The sequence below is a fragment of the Candidatus Aminicenantes bacterium genome (assembly GCA_026393855.1).
Classification (GTDB): Bacteria; Acidobacteriota; Aminicenantia; order Aminicenantales; family UBA4085; genus UBA4085.
On sequence record JAPKZJ010000022.1, the window covers coordinates 1 to 22,617 of the forward strand.

The window sequence follows — 22,617 nt, forward strand, 5'->3', positions numbered from 1 at the left end:
AGTGGCCATGGTCGAGCCGTCTCCCGCCCACACTGAGAGGGGGATGCGGGATCTGACCCGGCAACAAGTCGCCGAGGAGGCGGCCGAAGCCGGGTATAAGCTGGAAACCGTGATCGAGGGGAAGTTCGAGCACGAAAACGTCTTCATCCTGCGGCCGGCGGTCTTCAAGAAATAGAAATTCCGCACATGAAAGGTTGCCGCGCCTCGCCTGCGGCGAAGGCTCGCAACGACAAAAGCATCTCTTTCCGCCGAAGGCGCGCAACGATACACGGCCCCGCTTTCCCGGAATCGGCCTACGCTGATATAATCGGCCGCAAAGACATCCATGCCGGAGATCGGAGTCCGATCATGAAGAAAACGCTCTCGGCCCTGATCCTCGCCGTCCTGCTCGGCCCGTTCTCTCTCGGGACCTCCCCGGGGCAAGCCCAGAATCTCAACGCCCTCCAAGCCGAACAAGCCCTGCGGCAAGGGATCTTCGAAGCCGAGAACAGCCGGGCTCCGGACGCCGCCGCCCTGAAAGCGCTGACCGCCGCTTTGAAAGACCAGAAGGCGGACATCCGGAGGATCGCCGTCCGGGCTTTGGGGCGGCTGGAACGGCCGTCTTTAAGCGAGACTATCGCCGTGCTTCTCGCCGATCCCGATGCGTCAGTGCGGGCCGAAGCAGCTAATGCCATCGGCCAGAGCGTAAACGCTCTCAAACCGGCCGGACCCGCCCCGGAAACCGGCCGCAAGGCCGACACCGCTTTCGTCGCCGCGGCTCAAGCACGGCTTTTCTCCCGGCTGGATTCCGAGCGGGATCCGGCCGTCCGGGGCGCTCTGGCCCAAACGATCGGCCGCCTTCCCTACCGGGATGTGGATTCGATCCGGGCCGCGGAAAAGGCCCTTCTCGCAGTCATCGGAGAGATCGGCGCAAGGCTCGATCCCGTCCGCCTGCCGGCCATCCACGGCGCGGCCAAGGGGGCGGAATCGCTCTTTCGCCTGCAGGCCCGTATGGGACCGGCCGGACCCGAGCTGGTCGCCGCCATGAAGTCCATCGTATCCGCCAAGCCCGATCCCGGCTGGAATCCGCGAACCCGGGAAACCGCGGCCGGGGCCCGGCGGCTCGCTCTCCTAGCCCTGACCTCGGCCAACAGGCTCGACGAGCCGGTCTTCGAAAGCGCGGCCGCCGACCCGGACGAGCAGTTGAGGCGGCTGGCGATGGCCGGCTTGAGCGGCCGAGTGCAAGGCTCGATCCCCGCGGCAGCCGTGGAGCGCTTGGTCCGGCGCGGACTTCAAGATACCTCCGGGATGGTCCGCTATGAAGCGCTAAGGGTTTACGGCCGGAGGCTGATGGCCGCCGACACCGCCCCCGCCTTCGCCGCCGTCCGGGATTCCTGGCCGCATACGGCGCTGCTGGCCTTGGACCTTCTGGGCCAAGCCGCGGCGCCAAAGGACCAGGTTCGGGAGCTTTTGGAAAAGACGGCCCGCGGGCTTCCGACAAATGCCGCGGCCTGGCACACAGCCGCCCACGCTCTCGTTTCGTTGGCCCGCATCGCACCCGATGCCGCCCGTCCGATTCTGCCCGCCTTCGAGTCCGCGGCCGCCTGGCCCATCCGCATGTACGCCGCCCGCGCGGCCGGCCTGCTCAAGGACGAGGCGGCCCTCCGAAGGCTGGCCGGCGACCCGCGCGACAATGTCCGCGAAGCCGCCCTGTCCGCTCTCGTCGGCCTGATCGGCCATCAAGCCGACGCCCTCCTCGTCGCCTCTCTGTCTCGGCCCGACTATCAGCTCATCCAGACGGCGGCCCGGGGCCTGAAGCAGAGCTCCGCCGCCGAAACGGCGGTTCCGGCCCTCCTCGAGGCCCTCGATAGGGTGACCGCCGAGAGACGGGATACATCGCGCGACCCGCGGCTGGCCCTCCTGGAGCGGATCGGCGAGCTGGCCACCCCCGCGGCGGCGACCCGAATTGCGCCCTATGCCGCGGACTTCGATCCCGCCGTGGCGGCCTCCGCGGCCGGAATCGTCGAGCGTTGGACGGGCCGCAAGCCGGAGGTCCGCCCACGGCCGATTTCGGTTGTTCGGGCCCGCATGGCGGAGGTGGAAAAGCTTGGTTCGGCCGTCGTTCAAGTGACCATGGCCGGCGGAGGTGTCTTTGAATTGAAGCTGCTCACGGACGAAGCGCCTGCGACTGCAGCCCGGTTCGCAACGCTGGCCCGGGCCGGATATTACAACCGGCTGACGTTTCACCGCATCGTGCCCAACTTCATCATCCAGGGCGGGAGTCCCGGCGCCAACGAGATTATGGGAGACGGGCCGTACCTGCGGGACGAGCTCGGGCTCGCTTCCCATGACCGCGGGACACTGGGCATCTCGACCCGCGGCCGGGACACCGGCGACGCCCAAATCTTCGTGAATGTCGTCGATAACCCGCGGCTGGATCACGACTACACCGTCTTCGCCCGGATCATCTCCGGGCTGGACGTCGTCGACCGCATTTTGGAATGCGACGTCATCGAGCGGATCGACGGACTTATTCCACAACGGCACGAATAAGCGCTGACAACAGCCACCCGCTTTATAGCGCCCCAAGGCAGAGAAATAAGGCAAACAATCAAACTAATCCGGTACGCGCTTTTTGCTTTACTGAATCGGCGAAGGGTGAGCGTCCATCGGCCAGTCGATATCGACGATCACGTTGTTGGTGTCGAGCTTCATCCACGCCCCCGTTGCCGCATCGACGATGACGGGGACAAGGCCAGCCAGGATATCGAGAATCAAGTATCCGGCCGCCATGTGATTGGTCAGCCGGAAGGTTTTTGCCTTGCCGTCAAGCTTGAATTCGATGTTGTAGGTCTTCTTCGATTCGAGCTTGAGTGAGACCGGCGTCGTGCCGATCTTTTGTCCGTCAATCCAAACCTCAGCTCCGCTGGGCTTGCTCTCCATCCGAACTTCTTCGGATGCTCCCTTGAACAGGGTTGCACATCCTGTGGCGACCAAGCCGATGACAACGAGCAGGGCAAAAATCTTTTTCATAGTACCCCCATGAAGAATATTAACGGCAATCGCTTTCGGAGTTTATAGGAAAAAAGCCTTCATATCAATCCTCTAGGCAGGGGGAGCGCTCGGCCAATCGCCTCCCCCGCCTCCTCCCTGAGGCGGTTTATTGACGGCTAATTGATCATATCAATCTCGAGGCAGGCGCCGTAGGCGGCCTGGGCGTCCGCGGTCATGGCCAGGGAGAACAGCAGGTCGTCGGCCGAGGGCTTGACCGGGCCGCGATAGGCCTCCCGGCCGTTGACCCGAACCACGACGTCCCGGGTCAGATCGACGAGCGTATTGCCGGTAACCGCAGCGTGGATTTCGGCCCCGGCCGGGGCTCCCTCGGCCTCGATCCAGAAGCAGCGCGGATAAGCCGCGTCGGCCAGAACGAAGTCGATGCGCCGGGGATAGGCGTTCCGCCGCCCGGACGCGAAGACGTCCAAAATTTCGGCGATGACCTCGCGGATGTCGATGTTGTGCTTGCGTCCGGGCATGACCCGCTGGGTCACTTGCCCGTCCGCCTGGCGCAGGATGTCGGCGGTCCGGCGGTCACCCTCAGGAGTCACCTGATCGTCCTGCGCGCCGTGGCTTAAAAAGACCCGGGCGTTGGTCAGATTCTTCAGGACCTCCAGGTTCTGCGGCTGCTCCAGGAATCGGCGATCGACAACCGGATAGCCCATATTCGCGGCCAGGCCGGCGAACCGGTCGGGCAGACGGGTTCCGAAGTAGATCGTCCCCATCCCGCCGTTGGAGCTGCCGGCCAGGAAGACCTGGTTCGTATCCACGGACAGCGTTTTCAGGGCGGCCGTGAGCACCCGGTTGACGACCGGTTCGACGTCCTTATCCCACCATTTGCCGTCGGCTTGGGGCACGAGCAGGATGAAATGGGACAGGGCCCCGGCGGCCCGCAAGCCGTTGTAGATGGCCTGGAAGGCCAAATCGCCGCGGCCGTCGCCCATGCCCAGATAGACGATCATGGGATAAGTCTCGGCCGGATCGTAGTCTTCGGGCAAAGAGACATAATAGGGATGGCGAAAATCCGTCGGCTCGCCGGGGAGGTAGTACCGGTAGCAGCCGCCCACGGCATCGTTGGCCGGCTTGAGAAACCGGAGCAGATCGCGCAGGGATTCCTCATCCCCTTGGAAAAGATCGGGCAGCTCCCCTCCCTCGTACAGCCAATTCTGGAGAACCCAAAAGACGAACTTTTTGTCGGGCGGCAGAACGTCGGTGCTGTGGTTGAAATAATCCGCCGCCCGGCGGGCGACATAAGGATCCGCGTCGCGGATCTTGGCGATGAGCGGGCGGGCGTCGCCGCCGAACTTGGAGAGCGCCTTGGCGGCGTTGAATCGGACGATCGGGTTGCGGGCGTAAAGGTAGCGCTTCATGTCCAGTCCGTCGGGGATGCCCCGGCGGGCGCAATAGGCCGCGGCCAGATTCTGCTCCTGGACGTCGGATCCGGCCAGAAAGCGCTTGATGATCCCGGCTCGGCAGGTCAGCCCCGCATCGGTGATGGCCCCCAGGACCAAGGCCCGGTCGACCATCGGATCCTTGTCCCAGGCGTGCCACGCGTCCCGTTGGACGCCCTTGAGCCGCACCGAGGCATGTTCGCGTCTCCGCTCGCCCGCGCCGCCGTAATCGGCGGCATATTCGAACCGGGCCGGCAGGCCCAGGTCGCGATCGACGGCCATGAGGGCCCAGCCGGCCGGGTGCCGGCCGCTGAAAACATGCTGGAACGACGAGCCTTCCTTCTTCACGCCTTCATAGACGATATCCATCGGCTGATCGCCCGAGGGTGTAGTACTCCATCCTTCCCAGATCGACTGAGTGGGAAGGATAAAAAGGCCTTTCATGGACGAGACGACGAACGAGGCGGCGTCCTGCAGGCTGTAGCTGCGGTTCAGGCTCCGCCCGAATTCGTCCACGATCCGGTAACGGACGGACGTCGTCTCGGCCCGCTCATAAAGCGACAGAATGTTGTCGGCGTCGCTTTCGCCCAAGGCCCTGACCAAGGCGGCACGCCCAGTGATACGGAGCTTGGTCCGATTGGCCTGGATGGCCGTCCCGACGGCGGTGCTGTTCCGGTTGACCACCGCGGTCTTGATCAGCCACTCTTCGTGGACCGTGTATTTCACGTCCGGATGGTCGAGCGGGCTGTTTTCGGTGTCAAAGACCCGCTCGTAAACCAGCACGTCGCCGACCGGAAACGCATACCGCAAATCGGACGGAGCCGGAGTTAAAGCGTCCGCGGGGCGGTTCGCGGGCACGGGCAAGCGACCGGCCGAAGGACCGCCGGCCAGAAGAGCTAGAACTATCGCGATGCCGAGATGCATCTCGGGCCTGCTTTCCCCAAGAACTTAGGACGCCGGACGGACGGCATTCCTTCCCGAAATATTATCGTCTTGCGCCGGGCTACTCTTTTCCCCCTGTCTGTGATAGGAAATCAACGATCGAATCAGGAGGTTCTTATGCCCCTCATCCGTCATCTCGTCTCCCGCCGATACTCCCGGGTGGTCTTTATTTCATCGGCCGTCCTTCTGGCGGCCTGGTTTTCTATCGCGCTCGCGGCCGAAATCGCTCCCCCGATGGCGGCAGCCGAGCCCGGCGGTAACATCCGGGCCGTCGATCTCCGCTGTCAAGGCGCCGTGGAGCCGATCGGCATCGACGCCCCCTTGCCGAGCCTGTCCTGGAAGATCGCGGGAGACGGACGCGGCCTGCGCCAAACCGCCTATCGGATCCAGGCCGCCTCGCGGCACGAGATGCTGGCGGCGGACCGGCCGGACCTCTGGGACAGCGGCAGAGTCGACTCGGGTGATACCGTCGGCATCGCCTATGCCGGCTGGCCTCTCGCCTCCTTCAAACGGGCGGCCTGGCGAGTCCGGGTCTGGGACCAGGACGGCCGGGAATCGTCTTGGAGCGAATCGGCCGGCTGGGCGATGGGCATCCTGCGACCCGGGGAATGGCGGGCCGTCTGGATCGGCGCCCTACCGGATAGAACCCCGCCCGCCCCCACTCGCCTGCTGCGCCGGGAGTTCGCCGTCCGGGCTCCTCTCGTCCGGGCCGACATGTTCGTCTGCGGGCTGGGTTTCTACGAAGCCACGATCAACGGCCGCCGGGTCGGGGAGTATCTTTTCTCTCCCGGTTGGACCAAATATGACAAGACCTGCCTCTACGATACCTATGACGTGACCGCCTTGGTGCGTCCCGGCGCGAACGCCATCGGGATTCTATTGGGCAACGGCTTCTACAACGTCACCGGCGGCCGCTACACCAAGTTCAAGGGCACGTTCGGCCCGCTCAAGGCCGTCGCCCTGCTGCGGCTGGAATATGCCAATGGCGCGGTCGATTTCGTCGGCAGCAACGGATCCTGGCGGACGGCACCCGGCCCGATCACCTTCTCCTGCGTATACGGCGGGGAGGATTACGACGCCCGGCTCGTCCCGCGCGGATTCGACGAGCCCGGCTTCCGCGACACGGCCTGGTCCGCGGCCGCCGTCCTGCCCGGGCCCGGCGGCGCGTTGCGCGGTTCCGCCGCCGCCGCGCCTGCCATCCGGGCCATTGAGACGCTCCATCCGGTGGGGACCCGGGCCCTGCGCCCCGGTGTGGAAGTCTATGACCTCGGCCAAAACGTCTCCCTCATGCCCCGACTTGTCGTCCGAGGGCCGGCTGGATCGTCGGTGCGGATCATTCCGGCCGAGCTCCTGGCCGCGGACGGATCGGTCGATCGCGGGTCGGTCGGCGGCGGGGAGGCCTACTGGCAATACACCTTGAACGGGGCGGGAACGGAAACGTACGTCCCCAAGTTCTTCTACCACGGTTCCCGTTATCTGCAAGTCGAACGGACGCCGGCCGAGCCGGGCGGCAAACAGCCTGTGATCGTCTCGCTGGAGGGAATCGTCGTCCACTCTTCGGCCGCGCCGGCCGGCGAGTTCGCCTGCTCCTCGGACCTCTTCAACCGGATCCGGACGCTCATCCGCTGGGCCCAGCGCTCGAACCTGATGAGTCTCGTCACGGACTGCCCGCACCGCGAAAAGCTGGGCTGGCTCGAGCAATATCACCTCAACGGGCCGTCCCTGCGCTTCGAGTGGGATCTGTCCCGGCTTTTCGCCAAGACCATGATCGACATGGCCGACTCCCAGCTTCCGGACGGACTGGTTCCCGACATCGCCCCCGAATACACGGTCTTCAGGGGCGGGTTCCGCGACTCGCCGGAATGGGGCAGCGCCTTCGTCCTCGTGCCCTGGCAGCAGTATGAATGGACCGGCGATCCCGATCTCCTGCGGCGTTATTACAACGGGATGAAGCGCTATGTCGACTACCTGTCGACCAAGGCCGTGGACGGCATCGTTTCGCACGGCCTGGGCGACTGGTACGACATCGGGCCCAAGCCGCCCGGCGAGGCGCAGCTTACGCCCAAGGCGCTGACCGCGACCGCCTTCCATTACGCCGACACACTGATCCTGGCCAAGGCGGCCGAAATCCTGGGCCGGCCCGAGGAAGCGCGGGCGTTCGCCGCCCGGGCCGAGGCCGTCAAGGCCGCCTTCAACGCCCGCTTCTTCAATGCGGCCGCCGGAGTCTACGCCTCCGGATCGCAAGCCTCCCAGTCCATCGCCCTGGTCATGGGGCTCGTCCCGCCCGGGCGGGAAGCGGCCGTGCTGGAGGCCCTGGTCAAGGACGTGCGGTCGCGCGGCGACGCCCTGACTGCGGGCGACGTGGGGTTCCGGTACCTTCTGCGGGCCCTGGCCGACGGCGGCCGTTCGGATGTCGTCTACGATATGAACAGCCGCTCGGACAAGCCCGGCTACGGCTTTCAGCTCAAGGCCGGAGCCACCAGCCTGACCGAAGCCTGGGACGCGGGCCGGGCCTCGTCCCAAAACCACTTCATGCTCGGCCACATCATCGAGTGGTTTTACCGCGACGTGGCCGGGATCGGCGGCGATCCGGAGGGCCCCGGCTTCAAGAAAATCCTCATTCGGCCTCAACCCGTCGGCGGACTGACCTGGGCCCGGGCCGCGATCGAGACGGTCCGGGGCCGGATCGAAACGGAATGGCGGATCGAGGGGAAGCGCTTCCGGCTGGCGCTGACGGTTCCGCCGAATACGAGCGCCGCGGTGGAGTGGCCCGGACACGCGTCCGGCCCGGTTCTGGAGGGCGGCCGGCCGGCGTTGGAAAGCGCCGGCGTCTCGGGCGTGACGGCGACGGCATCTGGCCGGACCATCATCCGCATCGGCTCGGGGCGCTACGTATTTGAATCTGCTTGGGAATAAATAACTCAATCCCCAATCTGTGTGGGATGGTGAGGCGGCGTGGGGATTGGCACCGGCGAAATCGCGAGGGTCTAGCCTTTTTCCACTTCTCTCCGAGGGAAGCCAGCGGCCGCCGGAGGATGTTTGAGCACGCGACTTTCAAGGAGAACGAGACGGAGTGGGTGGTCAAGGAAGCCTTAATGGACAAACACGCGGAGTTCCGGAGGCGCCAAGGAGATCGGTGGGAAAAGGCGTTAAAGACCCGAAGCCGCCGGGCCAATCCCCGCGTCGCAGGCCACACAGATTGAAAGTGAAATAAATGGAACCGTCTAGCGGATAACTTTGAATATCTCCCGCCACGAGGTGATCCGCAGGAGGGCCCCGACGGGCTGCTCCAGACGCTCGATCGTGGAATCGTATTCCTGGATGTAGACCTCGCGCTTATAGGACCCCGGCGCCTTCTGCCGCTCGCCGATGGTCACGGCCTTGCGGGCCTTGCTGGCGAGCTGAAGGCTTTCGACCGCGGTTCCGGAGGAGCTCTTCAAGGCCGAGCCGCCGAGGACGCTGCCGGCCACGGATTGGACGAATCTTGCGTACAGGCGGCCGAGGCTGGCCAAGTTGAGGCAGGGATTGACGTTCTCGATACTGCCCATCAAGGTGCTGAAATAAACGATTTTGTCCGAAATGACGGGATCGGCCCAGACCTTCTCGCCCGTCCCGAACGATCCCTTGCGCAGCGAAGAAGCCAAGCCCGTCTCGGCGGCGTCGCCCATGTACCATTCGATCGTCTGGGAGGTGCCGTCGTCGCGCAAATCGATGAGGGCATAGGGACGATCGGCCGGGGCCCGGTCGTCGCCGCCCGTGCCGAAAAAGACTCGCACGGGCAGACCGCCCGAAGCGGGATCCGGGTACAGCGCCGGCTTGGTGATGATCGGGTAGTTGCAGCGATCCGTGTAGATGGCGTTCAGCGTCCAATAGGTCGTACTGGTGGAGCTCAACGGCATCCGATAGAGGCGCCCGTCCAAGTCGCCGACATAGACGTATTCCGTCTTTCCGTCGCGGTTGATGTCCACCGCCGACGGCGAACCTGGGATTGCGTTGTAGATGTCGGTATAGCGGTGCGGATGGCCGGTGACATTGGTGTTGACGTTGGCCGCAGTCCGGTTGACCAGGATGGCCCCCGTGTCGAGACGGACCACATAGAATCGGTTTCCGACTACGGCGCTGGTGCTGTTGTCGTAGCCCGAGCCCATGAAGGCCACCCAGCGTGCGGTCGTGCTCTGGGTGACTTGGCCGATGGCGGGAACGGACCACGTTTCGCCCATATTGGCGTTGGTGAGCTCCCAGAGCGGCAGGGGATTGGCCGGGTCGGTGACGTCCAGGGCGAAATAGTAGTTCAGGCCTCCCCCGATCGAGCTTCCGTATCCCCCGCCCTGACCGCAGATGAGAACCGTCTTCCAAGCGCCGTTGATGTAGGCGTCCCCGATACTCGGGGTGCCATCCACAAAGAGATCCGACCGGAAATACCGTTCGCCCGTATAGGCGTCCTTGCCGGACATGTTCTTCAGCTTGGGGATCAAGTTGTAGGGGATCCAGCCCCACAGCTCCCGCCCCGTGGCCAGCTCGAAGCAATGCAGCATGCCGTCGTTAGCCCCGACGAAAACGACCGGCGTTCGCCCCGCCCAGGCCTGCATGAAGGCGGCGTAGCCCGCGCCCATGGCCACGGAGTCGCCCGCAGGCGGCCCCATGATGGTCGGACTGGAATGGAGGATGTCGCCCAGCTTCCAACTCCGTCCGACGCCGCGGACAAACTCGATCAGTCCGGCGTTGTCGGCGTCGGGGTCGACCAGGAGCGAAGCCAGGGTGCCGGTGTTGGCGGTCGTAAAATCGCGCCGCGAATAGGCCGTCGAGCTGTTCGGCCGGTAGGAGCAGTAGATCGTCCGGTTGGCCGGGTCCCGAACCTGCAATTGCTGCCCCGCGTCCCAGAAGATCTCGCCCCCGGAGGCGACGGTTCGGCCCGTGGAGCTGAACGGATCGGCCTGGGAGATCGTCTGGATGGTCGAGCCCCCGGTCGAGGAGACCCGGATGTTGGTCACGTCATAGGCCCGCAATTGACCTTCCGATCCGGGAAAGATGAAGGACGACGAGATCAGGAGCTTGCGGCGCCGGCCCGAAAGATCGGATGTCGTGGCCGCAGCCGAGGACCGGGAATACTCGCGCCGCTCCACATAGACATACTCCATCCGGAGGGTATCGACGACCGGCGTTTCGTAGGAGGCGTCGGTGTAGTCGGTCATCGCGTCTTCGGCGGCGGTGAGGACGGCCTTCCAGCGCAGGCTGGAGCCATAGGTATGGAAATCGTGCCAGGGTTGGTTGGTGACGTTGACGATTTGAGAACCGTCGTAGCCCGCGTAGTATTCCCAGTTTTGTCCGTCGTTGTTGGAGACGAAGTAGTCGATGGTCAAGCCGCTGGAGGAGCTGCCGATAATCCTTTGATCGATGGCCGTCATGCGGGCCTTGGTGATGGCGTACTGGCGGCCGGACATGGTCGGCGTGAGATTCAGCGACAGGCCGAGTCCCGACAAGTTATAGACGTCGGCCAGCGAGTTGACGAACAGGTAGTAATACTGGGAGTCGTTGCCGTCGGCGATCAGAAAATCCATGGATCCGTCTTTATTGAAGTCGAGCACCGCCCCCAGGTCGAAATCATAGACCGCGGGGGACTTGAGCGGGCCGTTGAAGACCAGCTTGACGGTGAAGTTGCCCGAGCCGCCGTTCTTGAAGTAATAGACCTTGCCGCCGTAGCCGTTGCCGCCGTAATTATAGTTGTCCGTCCCGATGATCAGGTCCTGATCGCCGTCGCTGTCGAAATCGTAAACCAGGCTGACGGTCGCTCCCCCGTCGTACATGTTGTTGTGGAGGTCGCCGGAGCCGTCCGTAAACGAGGCGGCCAAGTTGAAGTGCCCGGTCCCGTCGTTGCTGTAGAAACGCAGGTCGGCGGTGGAGACGCTGCCGACGATGATGTCCAGCCCGGGCGAGCCGTCGAAATCCGCCACCGAGACCGTGTTGACGCCCCGTCCGCCCCAACCGGTTGAGATGAGGGGGGTCGTCTCGACGAGGAACGTCTGCGCGTTGATCCGATTGTTCTTGGTGTTGGTGATCTTCAGGATGTCGCCGTCCCGGTTACCCATGATGACGTCGACGTCGCCGTCGGCATCGAAATCGATGGAGACGACCATCGTCGAGGACCAGGCGATGCCGCCGACCGTCCCGGACCAAGCCGAGGTCAGATCGGTCCGAACAAAGGACAAGACTCCCGTATTGCGGCCGCCCGAGATGAGGGTGTTTTCGTAGAGCCAGACCCGTTTCAGGTCGCAGCTACCCGCCGTGGTCGAGACGATCAGAATGAAATCGATGTCACCGTCGCCGTCATAGTCGCCCGAGGTCATGCCGCAATGGCCCTCATTGTCGATGGCCGCCCCGCCGACGCCGCGGGTCGGCCAGCCGGAGGCGTTGCCGGTGGAGCCGTCGATCCAGGAAGCGATCTGGAAAGTCCCGGGTGATCCCTGCGCCCCGAGGTTCCGGACGAAGGCCAGGCAGTTGCTGTAGGAGCTGCTGGTGCCGATGTAGTCGGGCCAGCCGTCCAGGTCGAAGTCGTTGGCCGTCAGGGCGTTGATCCAGGCCGGGACGTAGCTCGGGTTGGCGGTTTCAAAATTAGCCCCCACCCGATTGTTGGTCATGATGTCGCGCGGATTGGCCGGATCGTTGAACCAATACTTGACGGAGCTCGCCGCCGTATCCAGGTCGGAGGCGTCGCTGAAGGTCTCGGCAAAGGTCCCGGTGTTCTCCACACAGCTCTGGGACGAGGCCGTACCGACGAGCAGGAGGACCAAGGCCAGGGCAAGGGCGGCCGCGCCGATCCGGATGATGCGTGGCGTCATAGTGTCACTCCTCAATTTCCCTGGGCCTGGTAAGAGAGGCCGATCTCAAGGCGGGTCGAGGCCAGGGTGCGGGTCCCCTGGCGAACCTCGCCGATGACGACCAGCAGGGCGTCGCTCGGGTCCGCCGCTCCGCCGCCGGCCTCGTCGTTGATAAGAAAGGCCGTATAGACCAGCCGCGGGTCGACTGCTCCCGCTCCGTCCAGGGCGAACGTCTGCCGGAAGGCGACGAGGGGAGCCACGTCCGGCGTGCCGTCTCCCGCGGCGTCGAACAGCCGCATGAGCTCGTCGTCGGTCTTCCGCCGGAAATAGGCGGCGTTCGCAACACCGGAATTGAAGGGGATGTCGATGCCCGTCGGGACGGTCAGGGTGCGGCCGGAGAAATCGGTCCAATCGCCGACCGCGAAATGGTCCTCGATCTCGGCCCGGGCCGCATCGAAACCCGCCTCGGCGGCGTTGAAGGCCTCTTCCTGGGTTCGCAGGCCGCCCGCCATTTTGGGCCCCATCGCGGTCAGGGTCAGGATCGACAGCCCCATCGCGGCCAGGCAGGCCGCGATCAGGATAACGATAAAGAGGCCGGACCCCTGCTCGTGCTTGCGTCGCGCGGCCCGGCTCATCGCATCCCCGTGTTGTAGAGGTTCATGGACAGGTTCCGGATGGCGGAGGAGGATTCCAGCAGGAACCGCTTGTGCCAATCGTCGGTCGCGGCGGCGGCGGTGTTGGCCAGGGCCGGCCGGCGGTAGATATGAAGGCCCGGCGAGGCGACCTTGCCGATCGAGGCCATGACGTCGCGCGTCCGGCCCAGGATCTGGATCCGGACCTCGCGGATGCGGCCGATCTGAGCGTTGGTCCAGGCCGTACTCCAGTTCTGGAACCCGTCCAAGCGGCCGTCCGCATCGCCGTCGAAATCGCCGTTGTACTGGAACTGGAGGGACTCGATATTCTGGGCCAGAGGGTAGTGGACGCCGTTGAGGGTCATATAAAGGACGCCGCCGACGCCGCCCCCGATGTAGCCGTTCTGACCTGCGGTCAGCCCGGACACGCTGCCGGTGACGTCCAGCCAATACTCGCGGATGTCGGCGAATATGATGCTGCCGCCGTCGAAAAAGTCCGAGTCGGCGCAGACGTCGCGCAATCCGTGCTTCGGATTGATATTGGAGAGATCCTTCGTCGAGAACTGGAAGCCTTCATGGGTCCCCGGTTCGTTATGGAAGACGCCGGTGATCTCCCTTAAGGCGCTGCCGTTGCAGCCCGACGAGGGGTTGGGCAGGACCATGACGATTTTCCCCAGGTAGAAGGAGTCCGGATATCCGCTTCGCTCCAGGCTGTAGTCTTCGATCGTCACGTTTTTTGAAGAGCCGCTGTAGTTGGCAATGCGCAGGACAAGTGGATTCTCGATATTGCCCACGATGCACAACCGGTCGGGCGTTTCGGCGGTGCCCGTGGCTTCGTTGTCGACCCCTTCCAGGGCCCAGCCCGCGTAGACGTCGGGCAGCCCGGCGCCAGCCATGCGAATGTCCCGGGTCAGAAAAAACATCGCTCCCCGGACATCGTGCTGGAGCTCGACATACTGCTGCTGGTCTGCCGAGGACTTGTTGCTGCGGGAGAAGATGGCCAGCCCGCTGACCACGACGACCAGCATGACCGTGCTCGCGATCAGAAGCTCGAGCAGGGTGAACCCGGAGCGGCGCGCATCGTGTCTCATCGGCCGATCACCGTGTTCAGGACGGCCCGGACGCCGTTGGCCCAGGGGTCCGCCAGTAGTGTCGCCGCCGCAACCCCAGCCCGGGTGGACGGAAAGACGAGAACCTTGACGCTGTAGATCAGGCCCGAAACCTGGATCCGGGTCAGGCGGCGGAAATCGAGGTTGCCGTCGGAGTTGAAGTCGATCATCTCATCGGATTGCTCGCCCCGCGAGGTCGTGGGATACGATTCCAGCTCCTCGGCCGTCAGGGTCCGAAGATAATCGATTCTCTGTTGGGCCAGGAGGGAGGCATGGCCGATCTCCCCCGCTCGGCGGTTGTTGGCCATACCGATCAGGAAGGCCTGGGCCAGGCCGAGCATGGCGATGCCCATAACGGCGATCCCGATCAGGGCTTCGATCAGGGTGAAGCCGCGGCGGTCGCGGCGGAGGGGGAAAAAACGCCTCGGCTTCATCGCTCATCCTCCGTTGTCCGCCGACAAGAGGAACGATCCGCTGGCAAAAATGCGGATCAGCCGGCGGCCCGACTGGCCCATACCGGTCAGCTTAGCCGAGGCCAGGGCCACCGTGTTGCGGGCGGTATCGAAGCCGTCGACAAAGCCGGTCGGCGTGAAGATGACCGAGGCGTTGGCCGGCAAGGTCAGGGTCAGGACGAACTTGGTGGCCACGCTTCTAGTGGGTTGGCCGGGCTTGGCCGTCCAGGTGCCCGTCTGGCTCTCGAACTCGATGGCGTACCACCAGCGGCCGCTCAGGGAGTAGAAGCGCACGCGGTGATTGAGCTTGGCAGAGGCGGCCTGCCACTTGGCCAATTGTAGGGTGGACAAGATCTCTCGGGAGCCCATATCCAAAGACCGGACGTCGGTCGGGTTCATCAAGTTGGGATAGAAGGCCAGGGCCATGATCCCGATCACGGCGACCGAGATGATCATCTCGAACAGGGTGAATCCCGCGTTCGAGCGCCGCCGGCTCCCCATGGACATGAACCTCCATAAAGGACGGGATCCGGACGAATCCGCTCCCGTATCCGCCTCTTATGATACAGAAGGGCCGCCGCCGGGGCAATCGCCGAGGCCGATGAACCCGGGGGTGAAGAAAACGGCCGGCGACTAGCCGTCGGCGGCGAGGGGGGTGAGAAGGGCGGGCGCGGCGCGAAAAATCCCGTCCGGCGCGGGAGAAACGCTCACTCCACGAAGAGCAGAATCGGAGCAGGATGTTGGTGCGGAAGGGGGGACTTGAACCCCCACGGCCTTACGGCCATAAACTCCTGAGGCTTACGCGTCTGCCATTCCGCCACTTCCGCACGGGAAGAAAAACTCAGCCTCGGAAAGGGAAGGTATTATAGCCGGAAGGCATTCCAATGTAAAGAATTCGCGGCCCCTGAAAGAATCTTCTAAACACGCTCGTTTCTGGTATAATTTTCCACTCGAAACGACGCCGCCGGCCCGGGAGCGGTCGATTTCCACCCGTAAGGAGCAACCGATTCATGGACGCCGAACTCGGCAAACTCATCGAAAAACTTAAGTCGGAGGGCGTCGAGGAAGGCCGTCGGATCGGGCGGGAAAAGACCGAGGCGGCCGAGAAGGCGGCCGCGGCCATCCTCGATGAGGCGCGGAGCAAGGCGGCCGATATCCTGCAGCTGGCCGAGAACCAGGCTGAAATGTTCCGGGTCAAGAGCGAGACGGCCGTGCAGCAGGCGGCTCGGGATATCCGGCTTCTCCTCAAGGCCCGGATCATGGAATTGTTCGAACGGGCCTTCAAGACGGAAATCGCCGCTGCGCTGCGGCCCGAGCTCGTCCGGGACCTGATCTTAAAAGTCGTCGAGGACTGGTCCGAGGGCGGCGGGATCGAGCTCAGCGTAGCGGATCAGGACCTGACGGCGATCAAGGGCCTGCTCGGGAACGGCTTGCAGAAGCTGGTCGAAGACGGGGTCGTCCTCAAGACCGGCGCTTCCCTCCGGCACGGCTTCCGGGTCGCCCTCAAAGGCCGGGATGTCTTCGTCGATTTTACCGACGAAACCCTGGGCGAGGCCCTGTTCTCTCTCCTCAAGCCCCAATTGCGGGCTCTCTTGGACGGGACGGGCAAATGAGCGACAGATACTATTACCTCGTGGCCCAATTGCCGGGCTTGCGGTTCGGGCGGGAGCCGGGAATTTCCCTTCCGGCTTTCCTGGCGGAAACCGGCAAGTGGCTGGGCCGGAAGGCCATGGAGACGGTCCGCCAGGCCGCGCTCTTCGACCTCTCGGACGAGCCCGGCCCGTCCTCCCTGCTGAACCGGATCAAATCCTTCGAACGGGACTTCCGGACCGAGCTGGCGGCTTGGCGGCAGGCCCGTCTGGACGGCCGGGACCTCCGCACCTCTTTTCCGCCCGGGCTGGTCCGGGAGGGCGATCCACTCGAGGTCGAACGCCGGCTTCTTCGGTTTCGCTGGGACCGGCTCGAGGAAGAGGCACAGGGCCACCACTTCGATCTTGAAGCCGTCCTCATCTACCATCTCAAGCTGCAGATCCTGGTCCGGCTGGCGGTCTTCGACGCCATACGGGGCCTGGAAGCCTACCGGGATCTGACCGGGCGCGCGAGCTTACAAACATGACCGGACACATCACCGGCATCAACGGCAATATGCTCACAGCCTCCTTCGAGGGCGCCGTCACCCAGAACGAGGTCGGCTTCGCGATCAGCGGCGACGAGCGGCTCAAGGCCGAGGTCATCCGCATCCGCGGCAACACCGCCTTCCTCCAGGTCTTCGAGAGCGCCAAGGGGCTCCGCGTCGGTGACCCGGTCGAGTTCACGGGCGAGCTTCTCTCGGTGCATCTCGGCCCGGGCCTGCTCGGCCAGATCTACGACGGCCTTCAGAATCCCCTGCCCCGGGTCGCCGAGCGTTACGGGTACTTTCTCCCCCGCGGCGTCGTCCTGAACGCCCTCGACCCGGATAAAGCTTGGGCTTTCGAGCCGCTCGTCAAACCCGGCGACGTCGTCCGGGCCGGCGCCTTCCTGGGCTCGGTGCCGGAAACCCAATTCCGCCACCACATCCTGGTCCCTTTCGATTGGGCCGGCGAGTACACGGTCGTCAGCGTCCGGCCGGCCGGTCCGGCCAAGCTCCCGGACGTCGCCGCCGTGCTCCGCGACGGCCGGGGCGAAGAGCGCGCATGCCGTCTATCGTTCGACTGGCCGATCAAGATCCCGATCCGGGCCTACCGGGAAAAATTCCTCCCCAACGAGCCCCTGACGACCAAGGTCCGGATCATCGATACGTTCTTTCCGGTGGCCAAGGGGGGGACCTACTGCATCCCCGGTCCCTTCGGCGCCGGCAAGACCGTCCTGCAGCAGATCACCAGCCGCAACGCCGACATCGACATCGTCATCATCGCCGCCTGCGGCGAGCGGGCCGGGGAGATCGTCGAGACGATGCGGGAGTTTCCCACCCTGACCGATCCAAGGACCGGCCGCTCGCTGATGGAGCGGACGATCATCATCGCCAACACCTCCTCCATGCCGGTCGCCGCCCGCGAGGCTTCGGTCTATACGGCGGCTACGCTGGGAGAGTATTACCGCCAACAGGGCCTCGATGTCCTGCTCCTGGCCGATTCCACGTCCCGCTGGGCCCAGGCCATGCGGGAAGTCTCGGGCCGGCTGGAGGAGATCCCGGGCGAGGAGGCCTTCCCCGCTTATCTCGAATCCAGGATCGCCGAGTTCTACGAGCGATCCGGACTGGTCGAGCTGGAATCCGGCGGCCGGGGCAGCCTGACCATCGGCGGGACGGTCAGCCCGGCCGGCGGCAATTTCGAGGAACCGGTCACCCAAGCCACCTTGAAGGTGGTCGGCGCCTTTCACGGCCTTTCCCGCGAGCGGTCCGACGCTCGCCGCTATCCGGCCATACATCCTCTGGACAGCTGGTCCAAGTATGCCGGACCGGTCTCCGAGGGGATCGTCCACCGGGCCCGGAAGATCCTCGCCAAAGGGGCCGAGGTCCATCAGATGATGATGGTCGTGGGCGAGGAAGGCACCTCGCTCGACGATTTCATCGTCTACCTGAAATCCGAGTTCCTGGACGCCGTCTATCTTCAGCAGAACGCCTTCGATCCCGTCGACGCGGCGACGCCGCCGGCCCGCCAGCAGCGGACGGCCGAAGCGATCGACGGCATCCTGGAGGCGCGGCTTGATTTCGCGGACAAGGAACGCGCCCGAAGCTTTTTCCACGACCTGCGCCGATTATTTCTCGACCAAAATGCCCTAGAGACGGATGCCCAGGCCTTCCTGGAGAAGGACCGAGCGATCCGAGCGCTGCTGGACGGAGCGGCCCGCCATGCGTAAGATCCACAACAAAGTCCTCAGCGTCACGGGCAACGTCATCACCGTCAAGGCCGAGGGCGTGGCCTATGAGGAGCTGGCCACGGTCTCGTCCCGGAGAGGCCGCTCCCTGGCCCAGGTCATCAAGCTCGACGGGGACATCGTCTCGCTCCAGGTGTTCGCCGGCAGCCGCGGCGTCTCGACCCGCGACGAGATCGAATTCCTCGGTCACCCGATGCAGGCGGCCTTCTCCCCGGACATGCTCGGCCGCATCTTTTCGGGCAGCGGCCGGCCGCGCGACAACGGCCCCGAGCTGACCGACCATCTCATTCCGGTCGCCGGGCCTCCGGTCAACCCGGCCAAACGGATCATCCCCCGGCGGATGATCCGAACCAACATCCCGATGATCGACGTTTTCAACTCGCTGGTGGCCTCGCAGAAGCTGCCCGTGTTCTCGGTCTCCGGCGAGCCTTACAACGAGCTGCTGGCCCGGATCGCCCTGCAGGCCGAAGTCGACATCATCATGCTGGGCGGCATCGGCCTGAAATTCGACGAATACATGAAGTTCCGGAAGGCCCTGGAAGAGGGCGGGGCCCTGGCCCGGTCCATCCTCTTCGTCCATACGGCCGCCGATCCGGTCGTCGAAGGACTGATGGTGCCCGACTTGTGCCTGGCCGTGGCCGAACGCTTCGCCCTGGACGGCAAGAACGTCTTGGTCCTGCTGACGGACATGACCAACTTCGCCGACGCCTTGAAGGAGATCGCCATCACCATGGAGCAGGTCCCATCCAACCGCGGCTACCCAGGGGATCTCTACAGCCAGCTCGCCGCCCGTTACGAAAAAGCCGTCGATTTCGAAGGAGCCGGCTCGGTCACCATCCTGGCCGCCACGACTATGCCGGGCGACGACGTCACCCATCCCGTCCCCGACAACACCGGCTACATCACCGAAGGCCAGCTCTATCTGCGGCACGGCCGAATCGAGCCGTTCGGAAGCCTCAGCCGGCTGAAGCAGCTGGTCAACGGCAAGACGCGCAAAGACCATCGGGCGATCATGGACGGGATGGTCCGGCTCTACGCCCAATCGCGTGAGGCCGAGGAAAAGCGGGCCATGGGCTTCCGGATGAGCCCCTGGGACGAGAAGCTGCTGAAATACAGTCGCCGCTTCGAAGCGGGCATGATGGACCTCACCGTCAACATCCCCCTCGAAAAAGCCCTCGACTTCGGCTGGACCATCCTGGCCGATTGCTTCAAGCCCGAGGAGACGGGCCTGCGAACCGACTTGATCGAGGAATTCTGGCCGCGCCGCGCCGAATAGCGAAGGACCATGGCCAAGGCGCAATTAACCAAAAGCGGACTGAAGCGCGAGCAGGACGACCTCAAGCGCTACCTCCGTTTTCTACCCACCTTGGAGCTCAAGAAGCTGCAGCTTCTGGCCGAGATCCGGCGCGTCCGGGCCAGGATCGAGCAACTGGAGAGGGAAAGCCTGGAACGCGAGAAGGAGATCCGGCCGTGGGCGGCCGTTTTCGCCGAAGAAACCGAGATGGCCGATTGGATTCGCGTCAGCCGGGTCAGGACGTCTCTGGGGAACATCGCCGGCATCGGCATCCCCATCCTCGAGGACATCGAATTCGAAGCGGCTTGCTATGACCTCCGGGGCACGCCGCTGTGGGTCGACCGGGCCCTGCCGATCGTGAGGGAGGAAGTCCGGCTCCGGCTGCTGATCGGGGTCGCGCTAGAACAGCAGGCCATCCTCCGCCGGGAGCTTCGGACCACGATCCAACGGATCAAGTTGTTCGAGGAGGTCAAGATCCCCGAAGCCCGGGAAGCCATCCGGGCCATCCAGATCTTCCTGGGCGACCTGCGCACGGCCGAGGTCGTCCGAGGCAAGATCGCCAAGGCCAAAATCGAACTCAAGCGGGCCGCCGAAGCGGCCGGGAGCCCGGTATGATCGTGCCGATGAAGCGAGTGACGCTTCTCGTCGCCCGGGACGAGATGGACGCGGCCCTCCGCCGACTGCGCGGACTGGGCCTCGTCCATGTCACGCCCGGGCGCGAGCCGGAAGCGGCCGATCTGGCCGGGCTGACCGAGCAGGCCGTCCGGCTGGAGAAGGCGCTCCTCCTCCTCGGCCCGCCAGCCTCCTCGAACCCGGCGCCTGCCGCCGCGGCCTCCGGCGAAGAAGGCCGGTCGCTCGTCGATGCACTTCTCTCTTTGGAAGCGAGGCGGGAGGAGACCCGCTCCCGCCTGCGCGAAGCCGAAGAGCGGCGCGAGTGGTTCCGGGCCTGGGGCGATCCCTCCTGGTCCTCCCTTCAAGCTCTGGCCGCGGCCGGGCTGACGGCTCGCTTCTACCAAACCGACGCCGCGGCCCTGAAAAGCCTTCCGGATACGGGGACGGCGTTCGTCGCCGGCCGGGAGAAAGGCCGGATTCGGCTGGCTTGGCTGACGCCGGGGCCGGAGGGCGGGCTGGAGCTCAAGGAAGAGGCCGTCCCCCGGATCGAAGTGGCCGAGGTGGAATCGGAGATCGATCGCCTCCGTTCCGATCTCGCCAACATGGAACGCGAGCGACGGGAGCTGGCCGGGCGCCGGGCCGAGCTTCGCGCCTACGAGCGCCGACTCCGGCGAAGCACGGAATTCGGCCGGGTCCGGGCGGGGTTGGGCCGGGAGGAAACGTTCTCCTACCTGGAAGGCTACTGCCCGGCCGAGGCCGCGGGACGTCTCAAGGCGACGGCCGCGGACGAGGGCTGGGGCTTTGGAGCCGCCGACCCAGACGATCCGGCCGAAGTCCCGACCTTGATCCGCAACCCGGGCTGGGTACAGGCCATCCAGCCTCTCTTCAAGTTCATGGGGACCCTCCCCGGATACGCCGAGGCCGACGTCAGCCTCTGGTTCCTATCATTCCTCTCCGTCTTCTTCGCCCTGCTGATCGGCGATGCGGGCTACGGCCTTCTCTTCCTCGGCGCCACCCTCTGGGCCCGCCGGCGGGCCAAACCGGGCACGCCTCCTGAAGTCTTCCGGCTGATGATCCTCTTCAGCCTCGCCACGATCGTCTGGGGCGCCTTGACCGGAACCTATTTCGGCGCCGCCGCCATCGCCCACCTGCCGGGACTGCGCAGCTTGGTCGTAGGGCGGTTGGACAGCTTCGTCGAGGCCAACGGCGCGTTCATGATGTACCTCTGCTTCATCATCGGCTTGGCCCACCTGACCCTGGCCCACCTTATCAATATCGTCCGTCTATGGCCCTCGCCCCGTCTTCTCGGACAGGTCGGCTGGATCGCCATCGTCTGGGCGGTCTTTTTCCTGGTCGGCAAACTGGTTTCCGAGCGATCCCTGCCGGGGTTTTTCGGCCCGCTCTTTCTGGCCGGAGCCTTGTTGGCCCTCGTCTTCACCAACTTCCAGCGACGGCTGCTCAAGGGCATGACCACAACTCTGGTCGACCTGCCCTTAAGCATCATCAGCTCGTTCTCCGACATGATGTCCTACCTGCGACTGTTCGCCGTGGGCTTCGCCTCGTTGACGGTGGCCGGAAGCTTCAACGACATGGCCGTCGGTGCGGGCGTCCACTCGCTGGGGCAGGGCCTGCTGGCAGCCATCATCCTGTTTTTCGGGCACAGCCTCAACATCGTCCTCGGGGGCATGTCCGTGCTGATTCACGGCGTCCGGCTCAATATGCTCGAGTTCTCCAACCATTTGGGCCAACAGTGGACCGGCCTGCGGTACGAGCCCTTCCGGGACGACCTGGCGGAGGGACGGGGACGAAATTCGGCACGAAAGGAAAACCCATGATCACCGGATTCGGCGATTTCAACAGCTCGCTGGTTTTCGCGGCCATCGGCTCGGCTCTGGGCATCGGCGCCGCCGGCATGGCGGCCGTGGGCGCCTGGAAGAAGGCCTTCAGCCTGAACAAGGCCGCCCCCTTCATCATGGTCGCCTTCGTCGGGGCGCCCCTATCCCAAACTTTTTACGGCTTCCTGGTGCGGGACGCCATCCGCAAGGCTCCCTGGCCCGCGGAGGCGGGGCTGGCCCCGCTTTTAATCGGGACCCTGGCCGGAATCGCCATCGGCCTGTCCGCCTACATCCAAGGCAAGATCGGGGCTAAGGCGGCCGACGCCCTGGGCGAGACGGGCAAGGGCTTTGCCAACTACTTGATGGCGATCGGCATCATCGAGACCGTGGCCATCTTCGTCATGGTTTTCGTGACCATGGCCATGCCCAAGGGCTGACCCGCGGACGGGGCACTGGATCGGCGGTCCTCGCGACGACTAGCGAAACGCCGGTCGTTACGAGGGCTGCGAAACGGCTGTCCTCGCGACGACTAGCGAAACGCCGGTCGTACCGAGGACGCCCTCGACAGGACGATCGCCTCGACCGTCCTCGCGAGGACGGCTTGACAAAGCCCCGGCCCGCCCTTATGTTAGTCGTGCATGACCGTC

The 22,617-nt window shown here is 64.7% G+C and carries 16 protein-coding genes and 1 tRNA gene; 9 read left to right on the forward strand and 8 right to left on the reverse strand.

Annotated elements, in window-relative coordinates; translation table 11 throughout:
- The first annotated feature begins 348 nt into the window (after positions 1–348).
- Positions 349–2,532 carry a peptidylprolyl isomerase gene (locus NTZ26_02915; GenBank protein ID MCX6559445.1) on the forward strand — a complete coding sequence of 728 codons (2,184 nt, stop codon included), beginning with the start codon at positions 349–351 and terminating at the stop codon, positions 2,530–2,532.
- 87 nt (positions 2,533–2,619) lie between these two features.
- On the opposite strand, the gene NTZ26_02920 is transcribed toward NTZ26_02915, so the two are convergent.
- A complete protein-coding gene (locus NTZ26_02920) occupies positions 2,620–3,012 on the reverse strand; it encodes a PEGA domain-containing protein (protein MCX6559446.1) in 393 nt (130 codons plus the stop codon).
- A gap of 137 nt (positions 3,013–3,149) precedes the next feature.
- A complete protein-coding gene (locus NTZ26_02925; protein MCX6559447.1) occupies positions 3,150–5,348 on the reverse strand; it encodes a hypothetical protein in 2,199 nt (732 codons plus the stop codon).
- A 135-nt stretch (positions 5,349–5,483) separates the two neighbouring features.
- On the opposite strand from NTZ26_02925, the gene NTZ26_02930 reads away from it, so the two are divergent.
- Positions 5,484–8,282: a family 78 glycoside hydrolase catalytic domain gene (locus tag NTZ26_02930; protein ID MCX6559448.1), complete on the forward strand. Its 2,799-nt coding sequence runs from the start codon at positions 5,484–5,486 to the stop codon at positions 8,280–8,282.
- Positions 8,283–8,590: 308 nt separating this feature from the next.
- Here NTZ26_02930 and NTZ26_02935 read toward each other — a convergent pair whose 3' ends face one another.
- From NTZ26_02935 to NTZ26_02960, 6 genes are all read right to left on the reverse strand, one after another.
- Positions 8,591–12,202 (reverse strand): PilC/PilY family type IV pilus protein, encoded by a 3,612-nt coding sequence (locus NTZ26_02935; GenBank protein ID MCX6559449.1) that lies wholly within the window; start codon positions 12,200–12,202, stop codon positions 8,591–8,593.
- Positions 12,203–12,213: 11 nt separating this feature from the next.
- A complete protein-coding gene (locus NTZ26_02940) occupies positions 12,214–12,816 on the reverse strand; it encodes a pilus assembly PilX N-terminal domain-containing protein (protein ID MCX6559450.1) in 603 nt (200 codons plus the stop codon).
- Positions 12,813–13,904 carry a prepilin-type N-terminal cleavage/methylation domain-containing protein gene (locus NTZ26_02945; protein MCX6559451.1) on the reverse strand — a complete coding sequence of 364 codons (1,092 nt, stop codon included), beginning with the start codon at positions 13,902–13,904 and terminating at the stop codon, positions 12,813–12,815. The genes NTZ26_02940 and NTZ26_02945 overlap by 4 nt, the downstream gene beginning before the upstream one ends.
- Complete coding sequence (locus NTZ26_02950; protein ID MCX6559452.1) at positions 13,901–14,356, reverse strand: type II secretion system protein; 456 nt, start codon at positions 14,354–14,356, stop codon at positions 13,901–13,903. The genes NTZ26_02945 and NTZ26_02950 overlap by 4 nt, the downstream gene beginning before the upstream one ends.
- A gap of 3 nt (positions 14,357–14,359) precedes the next feature.
- The gene (locus NTZ26_02955) at positions 14,360–14,881 is read right to left on the reverse strand and encodes a prepilin-type N-terminal cleavage/methylation domain-containing protein (protein MCX6559453.1); all 522 of its coding nucleotides are present in this window, start codon (positions 14,879–14,881) and stop codon (positions 14,360–14,362) included.
- Between the two features lie 234 nt (positions 14,882–15,115).
- Positions 15,116–15,201, reverse strand: a tRNA-Leu gene (locus NTZ26_02960).
- A gap of 183 nt (positions 15,202–15,384) precedes the next feature.
- Between NTZ26_02960 and NTZ26_02965 the strand changes: the two genes are divergently transcribed.
- Genes NTZ26_02965 through NTZ26_02995 form a run of 7 tightly spaced genes read left to right on the forward strand, consistent with a single transcriptional unit; the run spans position 15,385 to position 22,407 of the window.
- Positions 15,385–15,987 carry a hypothetical protein gene (locus NTZ26_02965; protein ID MCX6559454.1) on the forward strand — a complete coding sequence of 201 codons (603 nt, stop codon included), beginning with the start codon at positions 15,385–15,387 and terminating at the stop codon, positions 15,985–15,987.
- A complete protein-coding gene (locus NTZ26_02970) occupies positions 15,984–16,490 on the forward strand; it encodes a DUF2764 family protein (protein MCX6559455.1) in 507 nt (168 codons plus the stop codon). The genes NTZ26_02965 and NTZ26_02970 overlap by 4 nt, the downstream gene beginning before the upstream one ends.
- Complete coding sequence (locus NTZ26_02975) at positions 16,487–18,211, forward strand: V-type ATP synthase subunit A (GenBank protein ID MCX6559456.1); 1,725 nt, start codon at positions 16,487–16,489, stop codon at positions 18,209–18,211. The genes NTZ26_02970 and NTZ26_02975 overlap by 4 nt, the downstream gene beginning before the upstream one ends.
- Positions 18,204–19,505: a V-type ATP synthase subunit B gene (locus tag NTZ26_02980; GenBank protein ID MCX6559457.1), complete on the forward strand. Its 1,302-nt coding sequence runs from the start codon at positions 18,204–18,206 to the stop codon at positions 19,503–19,505. The genes NTZ26_02975 and NTZ26_02980 overlap by 8 nt, the downstream gene beginning before the upstream one ends.
- Positions 19,506–19,514: 9 nt before the next feature.
- Positions 19,515–20,138, forward strand: coding sequence for a V-type ATP synthase subunit D (locus NTZ26_02985; protein MCX6559458.1), 624 nt, complete (start codon positions 19,515–19,517; stop codon positions 20,136–20,138).
- Complete coding sequence (locus NTZ26_02990) at positions 20,135–21,970, forward strand: hypothetical protein (GenBank protein MCX6559459.1); 1,836 nt, start codon at positions 20,135–20,137, stop codon at positions 21,968–21,970. The genes NTZ26_02985 and NTZ26_02990 overlap by 4 nt, the downstream gene beginning before the upstream one ends.
- Entirely contained in the window at positions 21,967–22,407 is a 441-nt protein-coding gene (locus NTZ26_02995) for a V-type ATP synthase subunit K (protein ID MCX6559460.1), read from the forward strand. Before NTZ26_02990 ends, NTZ26_02995 begins: the two co-directional genes overlap by 4 nt.
- Positions 22,408–22,617: the final 210 nt, after the last annotated feature.

Coding starts and splice junctions, on each gene's coding strand:
- NTZ26_02935 (MCX6559449.1), bottom strand. CDS start 12,202: ATGACGCCACGCATCATCCGGATCGGCGCGGCCGCCCTTGCCCTGGCC.
- NTZ26_02975 (MCX6559456.1), top strand. CDS start 16,487: ATGACCGGACACATCACCGGCATCAACGGCAATATGCTCACAGCCTCC.
- NTZ26_02965 (MCX6559454.1), top strand. CDS start 15,385: ATGGACGCCGAACTCGGCAAACTCATCGAAAAACTTAAGTCGGAGGGC.
- NTZ26_02995 (MCX6559460.1), top strand. CDS start 21,967: ATGATCACCGGATTCGGCGATTTCAACAGCTCGCTGGTTTTCGCGGCC.
- NTZ26_02990 (MCX6559459.1), top strand. CDS start 20,135: ATGATCGTGCCGATGAAGCGAGTGACGCTTCTCGTCGCCCGGGACGAG.
- NTZ26_02950 (MCX6559452.1), bottom strand. CDS start 14,356: ATGAAGCCGAGGCGTTTTTTCCCCCTCCGCCGCGACCGCCGCGGCTTC.
- NTZ26_02980 (MCX6559457.1), top strand. CDS start 18,204: ATGCGTAAGATCCACAACAAAGTCCTCAGCGTCACGGGCAACGTCATC.
- NTZ26_02940 (MCX6559450.1), bottom strand. CDS start 12,816: ATGAGCCGGGCCGCGCGACGCAAGCACGAGCAGGGGTCCGGCCTCTTT.
- NTZ26_02970 (MCX6559455.1), top strand. CDS start 15,984: ATGAGCGACAGATACTATTACCTCGTGGCCCAATTGCCGGGCTTGCGG.
- NTZ26_02945 (MCX6559451.1), bottom strand. CDS start 13,904: ATGAGACACGATGCGCGCCGCTCCGGGTTCACCCTGCTCGAGCTTCTG.
- NTZ26_02920 (MCX6559446.1), bottom strand. CDS start 3,012: ATGAAAAAGATTTTTGCCCTGCTCGTTGTCATCGGCTTGGTCGCCACA.
- NTZ26_02925 (MCX6559447.1), bottom strand. CDS start 5,348: ATGCATCTCGGCATCGCGATAGTTCTAGCTCTTCTGGCCGGCGGTCCT.
- NTZ26_02985 (MCX6559458.1), top strand. CDS start 19,515: ATGGCCAAGGCGCAATTAACCAAAAGCGGACTGAAGCGCGAGCAGGAC.
- NTZ26_02955 (MCX6559453.1), bottom strand. CDS start 14,881: ATGTCCATGGGGAGCCGGCGGCGCTCGAACGCGGGATTCACCCTGTTC.
- NTZ26_02930 (MCX6559448.1), top strand. CDS start 5,484: ATGCCCCTCATCCGTCATCTCGTCTCCCGCCGATACTCCCGGGTGGTC.
- NTZ26_02915 (MCX6559445.1), top strand. CDS start 349: ATGAAGAAAACGCTCTCGGCCCTGATCCTCGCCGTCCTGCTCGGCCCG.